Origin of the sequence: Sulfitobacter sp. AS59 (assembly GCF_038899995.1) — a bacterium.
Taxonomy (GTDB): domain Bacteria; phylum Pseudomonadota; class Alphaproteobacteria; order Rhodobacterales; family Rhodobacteraceae; genus Sulfitobacter.
On the sequence record NZ_JBBMQK010000006.1, the window covers coordinates 59,832 to 80,146 of the forward strand.

General features: G+C 57.1%; 15 protein-coding genes and 1 tRNA gene. 8 read left to right on the top strand and 8 right to left on the bottom strand.

Going from position 1 to position 20,315, the window contains the following annotated elements; genetic code table 11:
- The first annotated feature begins 19 nt into the window (after positions 1-19).
- Positions 20-1,489 carry a divergent polysaccharide deacetylase family protein gene (locus WNY39_RS13810; RefSeq protein WP_342846333.1) on the top strand — a complete coding sequence of 490 codons (1,470 nt, stop codon included), beginning with the start codon at positions 20-22 and terminating at the stop codon, positions 1,487-1,489.
- A 2-nt stretch (positions 1,490-1,491) separates the two neighbouring features.
- Here WNY39_RS13810 and WNY39_RS13815 read toward each other — a convergent pair whose 3' ends face one another.
- The 6 genes from WNY39_RS13815 to fabI form a co-directional block, all read right to left on the bottom strand.
- Positions 1,492-2,532 carry a succinylglutamate desuccinylase/aspartoacylase family protein gene (locus tag WNY39_RS13815; RefSeq protein ID WP_342846335.1) on the bottom strand — a complete coding sequence of 347 codons (1,041 nt, stop codon included), beginning with the start codon at positions 2,530-2,532 and terminating at the stop codon, positions 1,492-1,494.
- A gap of 2 nt (positions 2,533-2,534) precedes the next feature.
- Positions 2,535-4,046 carry an anthranilate synthase component I gene (gene trpE / locus WNY39_RS13820; RefSeq protein ID WP_342846337.1) on the bottom strand — a complete coding sequence of 504 codons (1,512 nt, stop codon included), beginning with the start codon at positions 4,044-4,046 and terminating at the stop codon, positions 2,535-2,537.
- Between the two features lie 12 nt (positions 4,047-4,058).
- Positions 4,059-5,903, bottom strand: coding sequence for a peptidyl-prolyl cis-trans isomerase (locus WNY39_RS13825; protein WP_342846339.1), 1,845 nt, complete (start codon positions 5,901-5,903; stop codon positions 4,059-4,061).
- Positions 5,904-5,968: 65 nt separating this feature from the next.
- A complete protein-coding gene (locus WNY39_RS13830; RefSeq protein ID WP_342846341.1) occupies positions 5,969-7,135 on the bottom strand; it encodes an aminotransferase in 1,167 nt (388 codons plus the stop codon).
- A 134-nt stretch (positions 7,136-7,269) separates the two neighbouring features.
- Positions 7,270-7,782 carry a xanthine phosphoribosyltransferase gene (gene gpt / locus WNY39_RS13835; RefSeq protein ID WP_342846343.1) on the bottom strand — a complete coding sequence of 171 codons (513 nt, stop codon included), beginning with the start codon at positions 7,780-7,782 and terminating at the stop codon, positions 7,270-7,272.
- Positions 7,783-7,786: 4 nt separating this feature from the next.
- A complete protein-coding gene (fabI, locus tag WNY39_RS13840) occupies positions 7,787-8,593 on the bottom strand; it encodes an enoyl-ACP reductase FabI (protein WP_093916036.1) in 807 nt (268 codons plus the stop codon).
- A 209-nt stretch (positions 8,594-8,802) separates the two neighbouring features.
- Between fabI and pdxH the strand changes: the two genes are divergently transcribed.
- The 5 genes from pdxH (at position 8,803) to WNY39_RS13865 (ending at position 14,918) form a co-directional block, all read left to right on the top strand.
- Positions 8,803-9,408 carry a pyridoxamine 5'-phosphate oxidase gene (gene pdxH / locus WNY39_RS13845; RefSeq protein ID WP_342846346.1) on the top strand — a complete coding sequence of 202 codons (606 nt, stop codon included), beginning with the start codon at positions 8,803-8,805 and terminating at the stop codon, positions 9,406-9,408.
- 68 nt (positions 9,409-9,476) lie between these two features.
- Complete coding sequence (locus tag WNY39_RS13850) at positions 9,477-10,019, top strand: cold shock domain-containing protein (protein ID WP_342846347.1); 543 nt, start codon at positions 9,477-9,479, stop codon at positions 10,017-10,019.
- Between the two features lie 77 nt (positions 10,020-10,096).
- Positions 10,097-10,480, top strand: coding sequence for a DUF192 domain-containing protein (locus WNY39_RS13855; protein ID WP_342846348.1), 384 nt, complete (start codon positions 10,097-10,099; stop codon positions 10,478-10,480).
- Positions 10,481-10,545: 65 nt separating this feature from the next.
- Positions 10,546-10,622: transfer RNA gene (locus WNY39_RS13860), tRNA-Pro, on the top strand.
- A gap of 645 nt (positions 10,623-11,267) precedes the next feature.
- On the top strand, positions 11,268-14,918 hold the full coding sequence (locus WNY39_RS13865) for a vitamin B12-dependent ribonucleotide reductase (protein ID WP_342846350.1): 3,651 nt from the start codon (positions 11,268-11,270) through the stop codon (positions 14,916-14,918).
- Positions 14,919-15,117: 199 nt separating this feature from the next.
- Here the strand turns inward: WNY39_RS13865 and bcmE are convergent, their stop codons facing one another.
- A complete protein-coding gene (gene bcmE / locus WNY39_RS13870) occupies positions 15,118-16,629 on the bottom strand; it encodes a thiamine pyridinylase (RefSeq protein WP_342846352.1) in 1,512 nt (503 codons plus the stop codon).
- A gap of 260 nt (positions 16,630-16,889) precedes the next feature.
- The gene (locus tag WNY39_RS13875; protein WP_342846354.1) at positions 16,890-18,194 is read right to left on the bottom strand and encodes a ferredoxin reductase family protein; all 1,305 of its coding nucleotides are present in this window, start codon (positions 18,192-18,194) and stop codon (positions 16,890-16,892) included.
- A gap of 327 nt (positions 18,195-18,521) precedes the next feature.
- Here WNY39_RS13875 and phnC point away from each other — a divergent pair, with 327 nt between their 5' ends.
- Positions 18,522-19,340, top strand: coding sequence for a phosphonate ABC transporter ATP-binding protein (gene phnC, locus WNY39_RS13880; protein WP_342846356.1), 819 nt, complete (start codon positions 18,522-18,524; stop codon positions 19,338-19,340).
- A gap of 59 nt (positions 19,341-19,399) precedes the next feature.
- Positions 19,400-20,308 (top strand): phosphonate ABC transporter substrate-binding protein, encoded by a 909-nt coding sequence (phnD, locus tag WNY39_RS13885; protein ID WP_342846358.1) that lies wholly within the window; start codon positions 19,400-19,402, stop codon positions 20,306-20,308.
- Positions 20,309-20,315 lie beyond the last annotated feature (7 nt).

Genomic DNA, 20,315 nt, shown 5'->3' on the forward strand with positions numbered 1-20,315 from the left:
TAGCAGGAGTATTTCAGCCATGATCCGCGGATTTCTAGGGGGTATCTTGATCGGCGGCGCGTTCAGCGTTGTCTTGGCTGGAATCGTATCGTTCTTTATCCCGATCAGCACCGCGCCTGAAATTTCCGATGCAGGCCCCGCTGAAATCGACAGTGCCGAAGCTGCGGGTGTTGTGGCCGTTATGCCTGAAATGGACGACCCCCAACCCGTGGCAGAGCCTGTGACGGCGATGGAACCCCCAGCGGATGATGGTCTGGGTGATGTGGCCCCCGATATGTCGACTGCGCCGCTGACGCCGCCCGAGATGGTTCAAACGGTCGAAGCGCCGACACCGGGTGCCGTAAGCACAGCGCCGGAGATTTCGGGCGATGATCCCGTACTGCCCAACCCCATGGCCTTGGCCCCGATGGAGCCGCAAGCCCCCGATGTAGTAGAGGTGGAAACCCAAGCCGCTGATCCCGTTGCAGTCGTCGCCACGGAACCCGAGGAGGATGAAGCGGTTGTCGAGGTGCCCGTAGAGCCCGCGCCAGATACCGCTGACGCACCGGCCGAGACTGAACCGACCGTCGCGCCCATGCCGCTGCCCAAGATCAAGACAGTTGTCGTTGAGGCGGAAGAAACCCCCGCCGAGGAGCCCGAGACGCGCCGCGCCTATAGCGCCTTGCCCACCGTCACCCCGAATGCGACAGACGCGGATGCGGACCTGCCGCAAACCGGCAACAAGGTCACCGTAAACCGTTTGCCCACTGCCAGTTCCGTGGATCAGGTGCAGGCGGATGCAAGCCCGCTCCCGATACTTCGCCCGATTGACCTGTATGCCCAAGCTTTTGTGAACGAGGACCAAAAGCCGTTGATGAGCATTTTGTTGATTGATCAAGGCAGTGACCTTGAAGGTGGCGAAGTGGGGATCGCGGCCTTGCGCAGTTTTCCTTATCCGATCAGTTTTGCCGTTGATGTCACCTTGCCAGACGCTGCCGCGCGGATGGCGATTTACCGTGCCGAAGGGTTCGAAGTCTTGGCGATGGTGGACCTGCCCGAGGGCGCAGAGCCGTCAGATGCCGAAACGACCCTTGCCGTCGCGTTCCAACGCATGCCGCAGGTGGTCGGTGTGTTAGAGGGGCAGGGCGCAGGGTTGCAGCCTAGCCGCGATGTCGCGGATCAGGTGACCGAGATTTTGGCCCAAGGCGGCTATGGGCTGGTCAGTCAGGACAAAGGGTTGAACACCATGCCAAAGCTCGCGGTCAAAGAAGGTGTACCTGCCGCCCCGATTTTCCGCGACTTTGACAGCAAGGGTCAGACACCCACCGTGATCCGCCGCTTTTTGGACCAAGCCGCGTTTAAGGCAGGGATCGAAGGCTCGGTGATCATGCTTGGCCGGATGCGCCCCGAGACAATCTCGGCGTTACTGGTCTGGGGCTTGCAAGACCGCGCGGGCCAAGTCGCCCTTGCGCCGATCTCGGCTGTATTGCTGGCCGCAAACGGCGAATAACGCTAGATAATCTCGTCTTCGTCGAACAGCGGGTCGCTTTCTAGCTGGGTGATCATATCCTCGACCGTGTCGGCAACGGCACGGGGCATCAGCTTGGCAAGGTGAAATACTGCGTCGCCCTCATTCACCACAGGCAGGATCGCGCGGCCAATCAGGATGCCGTCAAACGGGGCTAGGATGTCTTCTTCGGTCTTGCCAAAGGGGTCGGATACCGTGGCAAGCGCATCGCCTGCCTTGACGGTTTCCCCCTCCGCACGAAAGGTGCGCAGCAGCCCGCCCACAGGTGCGCGCAGCCAAGTGGAGCTGGAACAGACATGCGATTGACGGCGCGATTGCGCGATGCCTTTGGCAGGCAACATGTCTTCGGCGCGCATCACACGCAGAATACCCGCGACACCGGCACGTACCGCCATTTCGTCAAAGCGCAACCCTTCGCCCGCCTCGTAAAGCAACACGGGCGTGCCCTTGGCCGATGCAACCGCGCGCAACGATCCGTCGCGCAGCGGGGATGTCAGCACAACGGGGGCGGCAAAGTTGATCGCCATGCGCCGTGTTACAGGGTCGGAGGGCGAAATGCGCACCTGTGGCAGGTTGGTGCGGTGGATCGCGGCGGAGTGCAGATCGATCCCGAAGTCGCAGCGCAGCACCACATCATTCAGGAATATATGCGCCAGCCGTGATCCCAGTGACCCGGAAGGATGGCCCGGAAAACACCGGTTCAAATCGCGGCGGTCGGGCAGATAACGTGACCGGTTCAGAAAGCCAAAGGAGTTCACGACGGGGATCACCAACAACGTCCCGCGCAAGGACTTGAGCTGCGGGGTGCGCAGCAGACGGCGCACGATCTCGACCCCGATCAATTCATCGCCATGCACGGCGGCACTGACGAACATGGTGGGGCCTGAGCGCTTGCCATGGATGACCTCAAGCGACAGACCAACTGGTGTGTGATCAGGCAGGATGGAAATCGGCAGATCGACTTGTTCACGGGTGCCGGGGGCAACCTTTTGACCTGCGATTTCAAAAGGCATTTGGTTCGGCATTGTCAGTTATTACCTTGTCCCGAGAAACGCGCCGCATCGGCAGCCGCACGGCGGATTGCATCGGATTTATGCACGGTTTCCATATATTCAGCCTCGGCATCACTGTCATAGACCACGCCGCCACCTGCCTGAATATACAGGGTTTTATCCTTGATCACGGCGGTGCGTAGGGCGATGCACATGTCCATATCGCCGCCCGCGCTAAAGTATCCGACACCGCCGCCATAAAGCCCGCGTTTTTCGGGTTCCAGCTCGTCGATAATCTCCATCGCGCGGACCTTGGGTGCGCCTGAAACGGTGCCCGCAGGCATGCCTGCAAAGAACGCATCCAGCGCATCACGGTCATCGCGCAGTTCACCCACCACGTTCGATACGATATGCATCACGTGGCTATAGCGTTCGACGATGAATTCCTCGGTCGGGCGCACGGTGCCGATTTTGGCGACACGGCCCACATCGTTGCGGCCCAGATCCAGCAGCATCAGATGCTCGGCCAGTTCTTTTTCGTCGGCCAGCAGATCGGCCTCTAGGGCGCGGTCTTCCTCGGGCGTGGCCCCGCGACGGCGGGTGCCTGCAACGGGGCGAATGGTGATTTCCTTGCCAAAGACCCGGACAAGGATTTCAGGGCTGGCCCCGACAACGTGGAAATCGCCAAAGTTGAAATAGAACATGAACGGCGACGGGTTGGTGCGGCGCAGACTGCGATACAGCGCGAAGGGCGGTTGCGAGAACCCCTGTGCCCAGCGTTGTGACGGCACCACCTGAAAGATGTCGCCCGCAACGATATAGTCGCGCGCCTTTTCGATGGCCGATTTATACCCCTCGCGGGTAAAATTGCTGACGGGGGCGGATTCCTCGTGCGCCTCGCCCAGATCGCGGCTGGTGCCGGGCATGGACCGTTCCAGATCACGCACCGCATCCATCACCCGCTCGCCCGCTTGGGCATAAGCGGCTTTGGCGGATTGGCCGTCGGACACCCATGCGGGCGACACGATTGTGACCTCGCCTTTGACACCGTCCAACACAGCAATCACCGACGGGCGTACCATCATCGCATCGGGCAGGCCCAGCGTGTCGGGGTTCACATTCGGCAGGTGTTCAACCAAGCGGATCATGTCATAGCCGAGATAGCCGAACAGACCAGCGGCGGCTTGAGGCAGGTCGTCAGGCAGATCGATTTTCGATTCCGCGATCAGCCCGCGCAAGGTATCCAGCGGGTTGCCGGGCACGTCCTCGAACGCGTCGCTGTCATAGCGCGCGGCGCGGTTTACGGCCGATGTCGTGCCATTGCAGCGCCAGATCAGATCAGGCTTCATTCCGATGATGGAATAGCGCCCGCGCACCTCGCCGCCTGTGACGGATTCAAGCACAAAGGCGTTTTCCGCAGCCCCCGTCAGCTTGAGCATCAAAGATACGGGCGTATCCAGATCAGCGGCCAGACGGGTGTACACGATCTGGTTTTTGCCTTCCGCATATCCTGCGGCAAAGCTGTCATAGTCAGGGGTCAGTGACATGGGCGGCCTTCGTTATGGGAAGTTCACATGGACGGCGTTGATCGCCTGTTGATCGACCGTCGGACCTGCACGGCGCACGACATCGCTTGCGTAAATCGCAAAGACATCTTGGCCAAGCTGTTGATCCAGCTGACCGGAGAGCTGTGCCAGAAGTTGTTGGTTTTGCGCGTTTTCCTGAGGGTCGGAAATTGCGTCAACACGCAAGATTACCACAGAACCGTCGCCATCGATGACGCGAATATCGCCGATGATGGCGTCAAAAACGGCCGTCATCATGTCGGCAGGTGCCCCATTGATCAGCGCGTCGCGGGTCAGGTCAGTCTGCACTGTGGGCGTCAGCCCCAGGCTTTCGAAATCTGCACCGCTCTCAAGCTCGGTCTTCAACGCCTCGGCTTGCGCGTGCAGCGCTTGCGAAACCTGATCGGCGGTCCATGCGGCCACAACATCGGCGCGCGCATCTTCAAACGGATTGGCGCGTTCGTCTAACGTACCGTCCAGACGCATGGCAAACACACTGCCGTCTTCAAGCTGATCAATCTTGGGGAAATCATCAGCGGTCAGGGCGGCGGCGGCCTCACGGAAACCGGCATAGGCGGCGATATCTTCGTCGCTGTCTTGGGTCCAGTCGATCTGGCCAAGGGTCATTTTCGTTTCTTCGGCCAGTTGCTCAAGCGTGGCACCGCCGGCAAGCTGGTCGTCCAGATCGCGGGCGCGGACTTCGACCTGACGGATGGCACGGTCACCTGCAAGGTCCTGTTGCAGGGCAGGGCGCGCTTCCTCGAATGTAGTGTTCAACGACGGCAAAACGCCATTGATGCGGAACAAGGCAGGGCCAAGGTTCGTGGGCACAGGCCCGATCACATCATTCACGTCACCCGCGAATATCGCCTCACCAGCTGCACCCAGGTCCTGCTGGGCGACATCACCCAGATCCACATCCTCAAGGGTCAGGCCACGGTCCAGAACGAGGGCTTCAAAGGTGGTGCCATTGACCTCAAGCGCTGCTGCGGCTTGATCGGCGCTGGCCTGATCGCCAAAGACCAGCCGTTCGACCAGACGTCGTTCAGGCTGGATATATTCGGCGGCGCGATCCTCATAGGCCTTTTGCAGATCGGCATCGGACACTTCGACCTCGTCCAGCAGATCACCGGGGGTCATCTGGATATAGGTGATGGATTTGCTGGCTGGCAGCATAAACTGGTCGGTGTTTTCATCATAATAGGCCTGCAATTGCGCGTCTGTGGGGGCAGGCACAGGCTCGGCCAGATCAACCTCGTTCAGGGCGGCCCAGGTAAAGCTGCGTTTCGCGCCGACATAATCGACAAGGGTCTTGGCATAGGCATCGGGCATGGCAACGCCGCCCATGATCGCGTTTTGCAACAGGGTGCGGCCCGCTTCTTCACGCAATGACACCTCGAATTCGGCTTCGCTAAGGCCAGATTGCTGCAGGGCAAAACGATACCCCTCGCGGTCGAAACCACCGTTGATCCCTTGGAAAGCAGGGATTTCGACGATCCGTTCGCGCAGGTTTTCATCGCCAATCGACAGACCCATCTGGTCGGCCTCGTTATCAAGGGCGCGCAGGCGGACAAGACGCTGCAAAACGGCGCGGTCCAACCCAATGGCCTGAGCCTGTTGAAAGGGCAGGGTTTCGCCGGTCTGGGATTCAATCGTGCGGATCTGCTGTTGCAACTCCCGAGCATAGTTATCGACCGAGATTTCCTTGTCGCCGACGGTGCCGACGGTGCGCACATTACCGGACAGATTGACCGCGCCAAAGCCGCCAAGGCCAAGGATCAGCAGGCCCATCAGTATCCAGACTGCGGTTTTCGTGAGGCTGTTGCCTTTGGCTTTCATGATCTTACCCTTTTAGCGCGTTTCGACCTTACTATGCGGTGCGCGGCAGGGGGGCAAGAGGGCCGTTAAAGCTGTGCCATTCTGTCAAACAGCACGCCAATACCGTCCGCATCCAGATTGGCAAATGCGATCCGCAACTGACGCGCCCCGCTGGGGTCGTCTTGGGGGCAAAACATCGTGCCGGGCAGGCATAGAATGCTGGCCTCGCGCACCATGCGCTGCGCTAATTGGTCCGATGGTTCCTCAAACGGATGCTCAAGATAGGCGAAATAACCACCTAGCCCCAACAGCTTCCACCCCTTGGCAGCCAGCTTGGGCATGTTGTCGGTGATTGCCTTGCGCCGCGCCAGTATTTCGTCGCGCTCGCCGGCCAGCCATTGCGACAGGTTCTGCATCCCCCACAAGGCCGCATATTGGCCGATCTGGCCCGGGCAAATGGCAACCGTGTCCAGAAACTTTTCAACCTCGGCCAGTCGCGATTGCGATGCGATCAGCGCGCCGACGCGGTGGCCTGTCAGGCGGTAGGCCTTGGAAAAGGAATAGAGATGGATCAGCGTGTCATCCCAATCGGGGTCTTGGAACAGGGCGTGCGGCGGGCCGGAACGGCTGTCAAAATCGCGGTAGGTCTCATCCACGATCAAGGCAATGCCATGGGCGCGGGCCAGATCAAAGAACGCCTGAACCAGCGCGGCAGGGTATTCAGCACCGCCGGGGTTATTTGGCGTTACAATGGCAATCGCCCGTGTGCGATCGGTAATTAACGCAGCAGCGGCGTCGGGATCAGGCAGCAAATCAGGCCCGGTTTTCAACGCGACGGCATTCACCCCCGACATATCAAGCCACATTTTATGGTTGAAATACCATGGCGTCGGCAGAATAACCTCATCGCCCTCGCTGCATAGTGTTGCGATGGCGGCGGCAAACGCCTGATTACAACCTGACGTAATAGCAACCTGAGCGGGGGCGCTTTGGCCAGCATAATGGGCCGAGGTTTGGGACGCTAACTCGGCTCGCAACTCTGACAAACCCAGAACGGGGCCATAAAGATGCGCCTCGTCATTCGTCAATGCAACCTGCGCCATCGCTTCGCGCAAGGGCTGCGGGGGCGGATCGACGGGGGCAGCCTGACTGACGTTGATCAAAGGGCGGTCTGCGGGAAACTCGACGCCGTCCAACCAGCGGCGGGCTTCCATGACAGGGGGGGCAAAGGTGGAAGCGGTGCGCGTCAACATCGGGTGGGGGTTCCTATGATCAAGGGCGGATGCCTTCGGCGAGGATATTTAAGAGCCAGAGAAGAGACCGGCGGTGCGCGTCTTCATTCCAAATGGTCTAAAATCCTCGCCGAAGGCATAGAATCTTTTTTGGCTCAGTCCTTGCCGCGGTATGGTTCGACATATTGCAGGGCCATGTCCCATGGAAAGAAAATCCATGTATCCTGGCTGACTTCGGTGATGAAGGTATCGACCTGCGGGCGGCCTTTTGGTTTTGCATAGACCGTGGCCAGATGCGCATTGGGATAAAGCTTGCGCACCACCTCTAGGGTTTTTCCGGAATCGACCAGATCATCGATGATCAAGATGCCGGTGCCGTCGCCCATCAGTTCAGCGTCTGGCGCTTTGAGAACGACAGCGTCGGATTGATCTTGGTGATCGTAGGATTTGATCGAAATCGTGTCCACGGTGCGAATATCCAATTCGCGGGCGGCGATCATGGCGGGGGCCATGCCGCCGCGTGTGATGGCAACGACCGCGCGCCAGGCACCATTATCCGGGCCCATTCCGTCCAACCGCCAGGCCAATGCACGGCTGTCGCGGTGGATTTGATCCCAGCTGATGTGAAAACCTTTTTCGTGGGGCAGGCGCGAGGGGTCTTTGCTCATCCGTTTAATCCTTTGCCATATCGGGGGCGTCGACTGCCTTCATGCCGACCACGTGATACCCTGCATCCACATGCAGGTTTTCACCCGTGGTGCCTGATCCCAGATCGCTGAGCAGGAACAGTGCCGATTTGCCGACTTCGTCAATCGTGACATTGCGGCGCAGCGGCGAATTATATTCGTTCCACTTCATAATATAGCGGAAGTCGCCGATGCCGGAGGCCGCAAGCGTTTTAATCGGGCCGGCGCTGATTGCGTTGACGCGGATACCGTCCTTGCCCAGATCCTCGGCCAGATATTTCACCGATGCCTCAAGCGCGGCCTTGGCGACACCCATGACATTATAATGCGGCATGACTTTTTCAGCACCATAATAGGTGAGGGTGACGGCGCTGCCGCCTTTGTTCATCATCTTTTCCGCACGCTGCATCACGGCGGTAAAGGAATAGACCGAAATATCCATCGACATGGCGAAATTGCCACGGCTGGTGTCAACATAACGGCCGCGAAGTTCGTTTTTATCGGAAAAACCAATGGCGTGGACGACGAAATCAATATTGTCCCACCGCTTTTTGATGCCGTCGAACAGGGCGTCAATCGACTCTTCCGATCCCACGTCGCAGGGCAAAACCATGTCGCTGCCCAATTGCGCGGCCAGTGGATCAACACGTTTTTTCAGCGCATCGCCCTGATAGGAAAACGCCAGCTCGGCACCCGCGTCTGCCAAGGCGCGTGCGACGCCCCAGGCAATAGACTTGTCATTCGCAAGACCCATGATGAGCCCACGCTTGCCTGCCATCAGGTCATTTGCCATTCTATTTCCTTCGAATTGCGCATTAAGTTTACGATGGTTTATGCGATTGATTGTTTTTCGGCAAGGCTGTGCATCTACAGTGTGTTGTAAGCAACCCATGCGAGCATTTATTGTTTTACGCGCGGCTTTTCGTTGTTTGACTTTGTCAAATGTTATAGACGGCTGCAAATACCGGCCTGAGCCTAGGGAGTGAGAGTTCATTGGGAGATATGGAGACACGCAAAGGCAAATTTGCGGGTGATAATCCGTTTGAATTGGCGCGCTGTTGGCTGGCTGAAGCAGACGCAGTGGAAATCAACGACCCCAACGCGATCGCGCTGTCCACGGTGGATGCGCAGGGCATGCCGAATGCCCGTATGGTGCTGTTGAAAGAGATCGAAGAAGACGCGTTTGTCTTCTACACCAATTACACAAGCGCCAAGGCCGGCGAATTGGATCATGCCGGCAAAGCCGCGTTCGTCATGCATTGGAAATCGCTGCGTCGCCAAATACGGGCGCGTGGTATTATTACCAAAGAAGATGGACCGAAAGCGGATGAATATTATAAGTCTCGGTCGCTGAAAAGTCGGTTGGGGGCCTGGGCCTCGGATCAATCTAGCCCGCTTTCAAGCCGTGCAGCATTGATGGCCGAGGTGGCAAAAGTGACTTTAAAACAAGGGACTGACCCACAGCGGCCACCATTTTGGGGCGGCTATCGGTTGGCACCGTTAGAGATTGAATTTTGGGCGGATGGTGAATTTCGCCTACATGATAGGTTCGTTTGGCGACGCCCAAATTTAGGATCAGACTGGACTGTCGCGAGGTTAAGTCCATAATAAGGCTTAAATGAGACAGAAAGTTAATTGATCCGTAGGGCAAGAATTTAGAGTACCAAAGGGCATTTGTGTCAGATTTAGATAATACCGCCCCCGTTGTTTCGGGAACAGTGAAATGGTTCGACCCTTCTAAGGGTTTCGGATTCGTTGTCTCCGATGAAGGCGGCGCTGATATTTTGCTGCACGTCAATGTTTTGCGAAACTATGGCCAAAGTTCGATTGCGGATGGGGCGCGGGTTGAGATTACCGCGCATGAAACCAGCCGCGGTGTTCAAGCCACGCAGGTTCACGCCATTCATCCGCCTGAGTCCGGGCAATCGGGCCCGCTGGAAGAGATCGTCGGCGTTGATCCCGCGATTGTGAAAGCAGCACCGATTGAACCGGCGCGGGTGAAGTGGTTTGATAAATCCAAAGGGTTCGGCTTTGCCAATGTGTTCGGCAAAAGCGATGATATCTTTTTGCATGTAGAAGTCTTGCGGCAGTCGGGGTTGTCGGATGTACAACCGGGTGAAGCATTGGCATTGCGCGTCATATCAGGTGAGCGCGGCAAGATGGCGGCAGAGGTATATGCATGGGAAACGGTAATTCTAAACAACTCGGACGCCGGATAGCTCAATCCCTCTTTTCAATGGTCATCGCTGGCTGTTTTGCGGGGCAGGCGGTAGCCGCGTGTTCCGAAGATACAGTTATGGTGCGGGGCGATTGGGGGCAGGCGCGATTCTCGGTCGAGGTCGCGGATGACGATGCAGAGCGCGCCCAAGGTTTGATGTTTCGCGAGTCTATGCCCAGCAGTGCAGGCATGTTGTTCGTCTACAAGCGTCCGCAGACGATGCGGTTCTGGATGCGCAACACGCTGATTCCATTGGATATGCTGTTCGTTGATTCCCGCGGGGTGATTCAACACATCCACGAAAATGCAGTGCCGTTGGACGAAACGATGATCTACGGCGGTAAAAATTTGCTGTCTGTGCTTGAGATAAATGGCGGTTTGGCCCGGCGAATGGGCATTAAAACAGGGTCAGAACTGCGTCATCCGGCCTTTGCGGCGCACAACCCGGCATGGCCCTGCTAATTCGGTCGATTTCTGTGAAGTTAGGGCTTTTCAATCAGATCACTTGTAGCTAAGTAGGCCGCAGTCGGGGCGTGGCGCAGCCTGGTAGCGCACCTGTTTTGGGTACAGGGGGTCGGAAGTTCGAATCTTCTCGCCCCGACCACTTTAAGAACCAACCACATATAGTGTTCCTGATCTGCTTTATGCAGATCAGAACGCTGTATTTGTGTGCGGTTGGTATCGCTTCGGTTGTGATCAATGACCGTCGGGCGGAAAACGCACCCCTCATCTTGTGTGCCGAATAATTTTTTATACCGCATGCTGATCTTTGAAATATCCCCAAGGGGGTGTGTGGTTCTTTGTGGATATCTCAAGTGATGGATGAGAGGTCGCTGCTAAACCTGCGCGTTTATTGACTTATCCACAGGTCGGCCTGCGCTTCTGAAATAATGAACACATGTGCATATCTGTGCGCTGAATCACCGCAGGGCCGGTCGCCTCAAACAATCCCAGTTCGGTCAAGTCTCAAGTTCAAAAAATTTGCGAAAATTTTCGTTGACCGAATAGGGTCTTCTACGTCAGTTTGTGTGGATTGACGGTCACGCCACTATATCTAGTGATTAACATTAGGCGGCGGACCGATGAGGCAGATGAGGCAAACGCAGCTTTCGCGCATGTTTGGACGCTTGTCACGGGCCCCCAATGGTCCTCATGTGATGCGTCCTCTGTTTTGGTCAATGGTGTTGGGGCGGGCTGCAATGTCAGACGCTGCCTTGTGTAGATGAGCTGAGAAAATGGGGCGACAGATATGAAAATCGAAAGAAAATTCACGACTTCCGGGCAAGACGCATACGCAAAACTGGATTTCGTGAGCACAGTTTCCGAAATTCGCAACCCGGACGGATCGGTGGTTTTCCATCTCGATAACGTCGAAGTCCCTTCCAGCTGGAGCCAAGTCGCCTCTGACGTCATTGCCCAGAAATATTTCCGCAAGGCCGGCGTGCCGTCGGCGACCAAAAAGATCAAAGAAGAGGGCGTGCCAGAGTTCCTGTGGCGCTCTGTTCCTGCCGATGATGCCACCATGGGCGGCGAGACGTCCTCTAAGCAGGTGTTTGACCGTCTGGCAGGCGCATGGGCCTATTGGGGTTGGAAAGGTGGCTATTTCACCACCGAAGCAGACGCCCAAGCCTATTACGACGAAATGCGCCATATTCTGGCATCGCAATCGGGTGCCCCGAACAGCCCGCAGTGGTTCAACACCGGCCTGCACTGGGCCTATGGCATCGATGGCCCCGCGCAAGGCCACTATTATGTCGATTACCAGACCGGCAAGCTGACCCGCTCGAAGTCGTCCTATGAGCACCCGCAGCCCCACGCTTGTTTCATTCAATCGGTTGCCGATGATCTTGTGGGCGACGGCGGCATCATGGATCTATGGGTCCGCGAGGCACGTTTGTTCAAATACGGCTCCGGCACAGGCACCAACTTCTCAAGCTTGCGCGGCGCGGGCGAGGGGCTATCGGGCGGTGGTAAGTCATCCGGCCTCATGGGCTTCCTGAAAATCGGTGACCGCGCTGCTGGTGCGATCAAATCAGGCGGCACCACGCGGCGCGCTGCGAAAATGGTGATCGTCGATGCGGATCACCCCGATATCGAAGACTTCATCAACTGGAAGGTCATCGAAGAACAAAAAGTGGCGTCCATCGTTGCCGGTTCCAAAATGCACGAACGTGAGCTGAACAAACTGTTCGCCGCGATCAAGGCATGGGACGGCGCGCAGGCCGATGCCTATGACCCTGCCAAAAACGAGCAGTTGAAAGCCGCGATCAAAGACGCAAAGAAATGCGCGATCCCAGAGACTTACGTCAAGCGCGTGCTGGACTATGCCAAGCAGGGCCACACGTCGATCGAATTCCCGACCTATGACACTGACTGGGATTCCGAGGCCTATTCCTCTGTGTCCGGCCAGAACTCCAACAACTCGATCCGCGTGACCAACGCTTTCCTGCACGCCGTTGAAAAAGACGCCGATTGGGAGTTGTTGGACCGTACCACCGGCCGCGTGTCGAAAACCATCCGTGCCCGCGATCTGTGGGAACAGGTTGGCCACGCCGCATGGGCCTGTGCCGATCCGGGTATCCAGTACCACGACACTGTTAACGAATGGCACACATGCCCCGAAGACGGCGCAATCCGCGGGTCAAACCCTTGTTCCGAATACATGTTCCTTGACGACACAGCCTGTAACCTCGCGTCGATGAACCTGCTGACCTTCCTCAAAGACGGCGAATTCCAGGTCGAAGACTACATGCACGCCTCGCGTCTGTGGACTGTGACGCTGGAAATCTCGGTGATGATGGCGCAATTCCCGTCCAAGGAAATCGCGCAGCGGTCCTATGACTTCCGCACGCTGGGTCTGGGCTATGCAAACATCGGCGGGTTGCTGATGAACATGGGCTATTCCTATGACAGCGACGAAGGCCGCGCGCTTTGTGGTGCTTTGACGGCGATCATGACCGGTGTTTCCTATGCCACGTCCGCCGAAATCGCGGGCGAGCTGGGCGCATTCCCCGGCTATAAGAAAAACGCCGACCACATGCTGCGCGTCATCCGTAACCACCGCAATGCCGCGATGGGCAAATCCGATGGTTACGAGGCCCTCGCCGTAAAGCCGGTGCCCTTGGATCACGCCAACTGCCCGCAGCAAAACCTGATCGCCGTCGCAACCTCCACCTGGGACGAAGCACTGCGCCTTGGCGAAAAGCACGGGTATCGCAACGCCCAAGTGTCGGTGATCGCCCCAACAGGCACCATCGGTCTGGTGATGGATTGCGACACCACTGGGATCGAGCCTGACTTTGCCCTTGTGAAGTTCAAGAAACTTGCCGGTGGCGGCTATTTCAAGATCATCAACCAATCGGTGCCAGCTGCGCTTGAAAAGCAGGGCTATGGATCGGCCCAGATCGAAGAAATCGTGGCCTATGCCGTGGGTCACGGCAGCATCGGCAACGCGCCGGGCATCAACCACACCACATTGGTCGGCCATGGTTTTGGCGCAAACGAATTGGCCAAGATCGACGCCGCATTGGCGCAGGCCTTTGACATCCGTTTCGTGTTCAACCAATGGACCCTGGGCGAAGAATTCTGCACCCAAGTTCTTGGCATCCCTGCTGAAAAGCTGAACGATCCAACATTTGACCTGCTCAAGTCCCTTGGTTTCTCCAAGAAAGACGTGGATGCTGCCAATGACCATGTTTGCGGGACCATGACGCTGGAAGGTGCGCCGCATCTGAAAGAAGAGCACTATAGCATCTTCGATTGCGCCAACCCCTGCGGTAAAAAGGGCAAGCGTTACCTGTCGGTCAACAGCCACATCTACATGATGGCAGCCGCGCAATCGTTCATCTCGGGGGCGATTTCCAAGACGATCAACATGCCCAACGATGCGACCATCGAAGATTGCCAAAAGGCCTATGAATTGTCCTGGTCCTTGGGTGTGAAAGCCAACGCGCTGTATCGTGACGGATCGAAACTGTCGCAACCTTTGGCCGCGTCCCTTGTCGAAGACGATGACGACGCCGCCGAAACGCTTGAATCCGGTAACATCCACGAAAAAGCCGTGGTTCTGGCAGAAAAGATCGTCGAGAAAGTTATCGTCAAAGAGATCATCAAATCGCACCGCGAAAAGATGCCTCAACGTCGCAAGGGCTATACCCAAAAGGCCATCGTCGGCGGTCACAAGGTCTATCTCCGCACGGGCGAATATGGCGACGGGACACTGGGCGAAATCTTTATCGACATGCATAAAGAGGGTGCCGGTTTCCGCGCGATGATGAACAACTTTGCCATCGCCGTGTCCGTGGGCCTGCAATACGGCGTCCCGCTCGAGGAATTCGTCGATGCCTTCACCTTTACCAAGTTCGAGCCAGCCGGCATGGTTCAGGGCAACGACAGCATCAAAAACGCGACCTCGATCCTTGACTACATCTTCCGTGAATTGGCCGTGTCCTATCTGGACCGCACCGATCTGGCGCATGTGAAACCCGAAGGGGCCACATTCGACACCATCGGCCGCGGCGAGGAAGAGGGCGTGCGCAACGTGTCCGAGATCTCCGAAAGCGCCGCAAACCGGTCTTTGGAAGTGCTCAAGCAGATCAGCTCAACGGGGTATTTGCGCAACCGCATGCCGCAAGAACTGGTGATGATGCAAAGCGGGCAGGGGATGGCTGATGTCGCGGTGATGGATGCCGGAACGGCGACCGTCGCCCAGTCTGTCACCACATCGGTGGAATCGACGACAGCAATCTCAAGCGGTGCGGTCGGGATCGACGCCCGGACCAAGGCCAAGATGCAAGGCTACGAGGGCGAAGCCTGCGGCGAATGCGGCAACTACACCCTGGTCCGCAACGGCACCTGCATGAAATGCAACACCTGCGGCGGGACGTCGGGTTGTAGCTGAGGAATCGGCGGGGCTTGAACGGCCCCGAAACATAGAGACCCAGAGCAGGTGCGCTTGCTCTGCATCCTGAACGGGCCGCAGGCACTGAACATATCGAGCGGTGAACCAATCGAGCCTGTTTCAGTAGACTAGAAGAGCGCCCTTTGGGCGCTCTTTTTTTCTAATTATGCGGGTGTGTTTATGCCCTGAGAGACAACGCTTAGTTACGCTGGTAGCGCAAGTGCACGGGGTTTTCGGGGTCTTTTGCCACCGACATATTATGCAGTTCCTGTGTGGGGACCGGTGAATTTTGCGTGCAAGTATTGCAGCCGCATGCCGAGTAACCTGGCCAGGCTGGTGGTGATTGATTGGTCCAACTGCCGCTCCATCCTCCGCTGTTCTGGCACAGCGGGGTGCAAACCTGACTGGCGCTGGTATTGGACGAGATGATGTCCGAGCTTTCCAAATCACAACTGCCTGAGAAATCGGTTTTTACCGTATCCCGTACGGTGCCGCCAAAGGTGTGAAAGGCCGTCCGATCCGTCGTGGGCATGACAACCAGCTCGGTCGGGCGGTCATTTAGAACGGTCTGCATCTGTTCGTAAGGCGGATAGGTGCGGGCAAGGTTTGCAAGAACGCTTTTGCGCGCGGGGAACAGATAAGAGACATCGGATGCAGATGGCGCGATTGACGCTTGCATGACGTCGGCACGCGTCATGAGATTGGCCAACAGATAAGGCGCGTCATTACCTTGCCCCAAAGCGGGCGAGGCGTTGTTCACACCCACCACGTCAGAGTAAAACATATTCTTGGTGCTGTCTGTCGTGCTCCACGGAAAGGCCTTGAGTTTGATAATATCAAGCGTGGCGTCGGACATTTGCGACATGCTTTCTGAGAACCCGATGGTGGTCCGGCCATAGCCGTCACTTAGATACCCGGCGCGGATATAGCTATTGTCGATATCGGGCAAGGGGGGGATCGCGCCGGTCAGGGCGTTGTAATAGCTCGACCGCAGTGACAGTTCGGTCAAGGCTGAAATGATCGTATCATCAAGCGCGCCTGTCATGGACGGGTACGCGCCGCTGTTGATGTAGCCGTAGATCATATAATCGACACCGGCAGTGGTTTTTCCGCTCATGTCATACATCGCGCCGGTATCGTCAAAGGGCACCGGGCTTTTGAAGATGTTTGATCCGTTGGTATCCAAATACTCGGTAAAGGTGGCGACATCATCAAGCCCGCCATCGCCTGACCGGTAGAACATGAGGTTGGTACAGCCAAGCATCGGCAGGGCGGTCATCGCATCGCCTGCGGTGACAAGCCGCGCGGTCGCGTAATCGGCAAAATCTCCGGCGTCAGTGATATAGTTGGCGGGCACGGGGGTCGTTTGGGATTCCCAATATTCCAGATACATCGCGTCATAGGTGAAAACGTCGATGGGGGTCTGGTTGCCGCTGCCATCCGTATAGACGGGGTTTGAGGTATAGCCCCCATCCCAGACGGTGCCATCTTTGATCAGGTAAAGCTGCTGATTGGGGGCCTCGTCCGTCCAAGCCGAACAGATCGCGTTCGCGAAGTCATCGATGTTTGGCACATAGGGGTAAAGGGCGGCCGCGACGCAATTCTGCTGGCCGGTTGTGCATTTTACATTGCAGGCATCTGCCAGTGCCGGGGGGGCGGCGCAGGCCAGTCCTGATATGATGATAGGAAGTGAAAAGCCGAAAATACGCATTTAAAATCCTCCGAAAAAATTGCTGTATAAAATTAAACTATAGGTTGTATTTATACATCGTGATGCTACCCGTCAACTTTTCTGGAGTTTGCAGAGGATTAACCCGTGAGGCGGGCAAAGCGTCTTTGCGGCTTATCCCACCAATGGGGGACGTCGATTGTTACCGAAGCACAAAGGCCAACAGAAGCAGGCAAAGGATCACGCTCACCAGCCAGATGGCGACCGAAATGCGCTGCCGTGAACTCAGATGCTTTAGCGGGTTAGTCATAGCTAAACCTTTCCGACAGGATGCGATGGGATGGCGTGCCGCGCTTGAGCAGATGGTCCTCTACGATGTCCATCATCACTGGCGGACCGCAGACCACAAAAACCCATTCGTCGAATACGTCCTGCGCGAACACCCGGTCCAAAAGAGGGCCGTCGATAAATCCGGTCTCGCCTTGCCAATCATCTGGCGGCTCGGACAACACCAGGGTCACGTCCTTTGCGCCCAGTTCATCGCGATATGCGATCTGATCGGCTGACCGGTTGCCGTAGACCAGTTTGACCTTTCGTGGATCACCGGTCAGGCGCAATTGCCTAAGAATTCCCAGCAGCGGGGCCAATCCGACGCCACCTGCGATCAAGGCAATGCCCGGCTCGTTGCGGCCATCAACGGACAGGCTGCCAAAGGGGCCGTCAAGATAGGCGATGGTACCCGGTTTTATCTTGCCAACTGTATTGGTAAAGTCGCCAAACCCCTTGATCGTAAATGATACTTCTGGCCCTGCGGCCGGTGCTGACGAAATCGAAAACGGGTTTTCCTTGATCGAAAAACTGCTGTGCCCCACATTCAGCCAAACGAATTGTCCCGCCTTGTAGTCCAGACCTGAATGGCCGTCGGGGGTTATGGTCACTTCCCATTGTTTTGGGGTGACCTCCCTCACAGAGGTCACGCGCCATGGTCGGGTCTTATCGCGAAGCGGCGCGATCAAGTACACATAGCAGAGCGACCCGACGGCTATTGCCGTCATTGCCACCCAGATACCGGTCATCAGGGGCTGCGATCCGTAGCGCCCGGCATAGACCGTGTGGTGCAGTAAAAGTGCAGCGATCAACAGGGCACCAAGACCATGCATAAGCCGCCAAGTCTCATATTTGACGTCCAGTTTGCTGCGCCCGATGGCAAGCAAGACGAGGCTGGGCAAAAGCAGGTATGCGGCAATGCCTGTGGACAGGTCAGCGATATCCGTGGTGATCACCAGCTGACGGGTCGGGTCCCAGGGTCGGGGGCCGCCCACGGGCGTGCCGCGGTATAAAAACGGATGCAACAGCGCAAACGCCAGTGCAACCCGCGCCATCATCTGGTGAAACCGCATCGTCACATCCATGCCGATGTCGTTCGAGATCGCCTTGAAACGACCGGACAGCACAAACTCCATCAGGATCATGGCAAAGGCCAGAATACCAAGGCCCGAGGCCAGCTCTTGGTGGAAGGCGCGCGCCGGGCCACCGACGATCCACGACAGCACCAAGGGAAACGCGACAGCAACGATATAGAAGATGATCAAAAACAGCGGCTTCATAGGTTTTTCTGATCCAGTTCGCATAACGGCACAAATTGATGTTGTCGTTTGTCGATCTTTCACGCTGCTTTGAGCCTTAAGGATGACATATATCAATTATGGCGCACACCGGGCCGGACCCGTGGCTATTCGGTCCGACGCACATCAAATTCCGGTGCCTTGTCATATTCAAAGCCCGATACACTGGATTTCATAGGCTCTGCCCGCTGATTGGATATCCAAGCGCTGCCATAGCCCCGGTTCGGCGGCTGTTACAAAAGTATAATCAAACCAACACAAAAGTGAATCGATAACTGCGTACCCACACGGCAACACGAAGGGGGCGTTATGCTGCAGTTTAATCAGGTCACGAAATCATTCGGTGCGAATACCGCCGTAGAAGCAGCGAGCTTTGTCGTTGATAAGCCGATGATGATCGGGATTATCGGGCGTTCCGGGGCGGGTAAATCGACGCTGTTGCGGATGCTGAACAGGCTGACGGATGCATCATCGGGCGAAATCACCTTTGACGGCTTGAACGTGACGGCCCTGCGCGGCGCGGCCAAGCGCAGCTGGCAGTCCCAATGCGCCATGATCTTTCAGCAATTCAACCTCGTGCCGCGCATGGATGTTGTGTCGAACGTGCTGCACGGCACCTTGAACCGGCGTTCGACCTTGTCGACCATGTTCAATCTTTACCCCGACGAAGACATCCACCGCGCCATCGACATTCTGGAACGGCTCGGGATTGCCCAGCACGCGCCAAAGCGCGCCGAGGCGTTGTCAGGGGGCCAGCAGCAACGTGTCGCCATTGCGCGCGCCCTGATGCAGGACCCGCGGATCATTCTGGCGGACGAACCGATTGCATCGCTTGATCCGATGAATGCGCAGGTGGTGATGCAATCGCTGCGCGACATCCACGAACAAGACGGCCGCATGGTGATTGCCAACCTGCATACCTTGGACACCGCGCGCCGCTATTGCGACCGCGTCATCGGGATGCGGGACGGCAGGATCGTCTTTGACGGCTTGCCCGAGCTGCTGACCACCGCTGCCGCCCGCGAAATCTATGGTGCGGATGCAAGCTTTTCCGAGGCAACAACATCGACCGAGATCGAAACGACCGACCCGGCCAAAGAACGACTGGCCGATATCGCAGCGCAATAGCGCGAAACGATTTACCCCGCACCCCATCGCTGGGTGCATCCATTCAAGAGAGACCAAAGATGAAAAAGACGATCACACTTGCCCTTTTGACAACGACGCTGGCAGGCGCAGCCTGGGCCGAGAGCCACGCCATCGACGAGTTCCGCATCGGCATTCTGGGCGGTGAAAATGCCCAAGACCGCATGAACAGCAACGAATGTTTGCGCGGTGCCATCGAAGACGCACTTGGCGTGCCAACCAAGCTGTTCGCGCCTGCCGATTATAACGGCGTTATCCAAGGGCTGTTGGGCGGTACGATTGATCTGTCGCTGATGGGCCCGTCGTCCTATGCGGCGGTTCATATTGCCGATGAAACGGCAGTGTCACCGATCCTTGTAAAGGTCAACGTTGACGGCAGCACCGGCTATTACTCTGTCGGTTTTGCGCGCGTCGATAGCGGCGTGCAATCGCTTGAGGATATGAAGGGCAAAGTGTTTGGCTTTGGTGATCCGAACTCCACTTCCGGGTATCTGATCCCGTCGGTTGAGATCCCCGGCCAGATCGGTGCCACCATGGAAAGCGGCGACTATTTCGGCGAAGTTAAGTTCACCGGCGGCCACGAACAAACCATCGTTGCGGTAAACAACGGTGACGCGGATGGCGGTGTGACCTGGACAGACGGTCAGGGCAACTGGGAAGACGGCTATACCTTTGGCGCGCTGCGCAAAGCGGTTGATGCTGGTCTGGTTGATATGAACGACATGGTCGAAATCTGGCGCTCGAAACTGATCCCGGGCGAGCCTGTTGTTCTGCGCAACGCCCTGCCTGACGACGTGCGCGCGACAGTGACCAACATCATCGACACCATGGGCGAAACCGATCCTGAATGTGCAGCGGCCCTTGCCGGTGGTGAAGTCAGCGGTTTCGATCCGATCACCCATGACGCCTATACCTCGATCGTCGCCGCCCGTTTGGCGAAATCCAATTAAATCAAGT

What these genes read in the sequence shown, in the direction of transcription:
- gpt (WP_342846343.1), bottom strand. Translation starts at nt 7,782, where the DNA reads ATGAGCAAAGACCCCTCGCGCCTGCCCCACGAAAAAGGTTTTCACATC.
- WNY39_RS13875 (WP_342846354.1), bottom strand. Translation starts at nt 18,194, where the DNA reads ATGAAGCCGCTGTTTTTGATCATCTTCTATATCGTTGCTGTCGCGTTT.
- WNY39_RS13855 (WP_342846348.1), top strand. Translation starts at nt 10,097, where the DNA reads ATGGTGCGGGGCGATTGGGGGCAGGCGCGATTCTCGGTCGAGGTCGCG.
- phnD (WP_342846358.1), top strand. Translation starts at nt 19,400, where the DNA reads ATGAAAAAGACGATCACACTTGCCCTTTTGACAACGACGCTGGCAGGC.
- WNY39_RS13825 (WP_342846339.1), bottom strand. Translation starts at nt 5,903, where the DNA reads ATGAAAGCCAAAGGCAACAGCCTCACGAAAACCGCAGTCTGGATACTG.
- trpE (WP_342846337.1), bottom strand. Translation starts at nt 4,046, where the DNA reads ATGTCACTGACCCCTGACTATGACAGCTTTGCCGCAGGATATGCGGAA.
- pdxH (WP_342846346.1), top strand. Translation starts at nt 8,803, where the DNA reads ATGGAGACACGCAAAGGCAAATTTGCGGGTGATAATCCGTTTGAATTG.
- fabI (WP_093916036.1), bottom strand. Translation starts at nt 8,593, where the DNA reads ATGGCAAATGACCTGATGGCAGGCAAGCGTGGGCTCATCATGGGTCTT.
- bcmE (WP_342846352.1), bottom strand. Translation starts at nt 16,629, where the DNA reads ATGCGTATTTTCGGCTTTTCACTTCCTATCATCATATCAGGACTGGCC.
- WNY39_RS13865 (WP_342846350.1), top strand. Translation starts at nt 11,268, where the DNA reads ATGAAAATCGAAAGAAAATTCACGACTTCCGGGCAAGACGCATACGCA.
- phnC (WP_342846356.1), top strand. Translation starts at nt 18,522, where the DNA reads ATGCTGCAGTTTAATCAGGTCACGAAATCATTCGGTGCGAATACCGCC.
- WNY39_RS13830 (WP_342846341.1), bottom strand. Translation starts at nt 7,135, where the DNA reads ATGTTGACGCGCACCGCTTCCACCTTTGCCCCCCCTGTCATGGAAGCC.
- WNY39_RS13810 (WP_342846333.1), top strand. Translation starts at nt 20, where the DNA reads ATGATCCGCGGATTTCTAGGGGGTATCTTGATCGGCGGCGCGTTCAGC.
- WNY39_RS13815 (WP_342846335.1), bottom strand. Translation starts at nt 2,532, where the DNA reads ATGCCGAACCAAATGCCTTTTGAAATCGCAGGTCAAAAGGTTGCCCCC.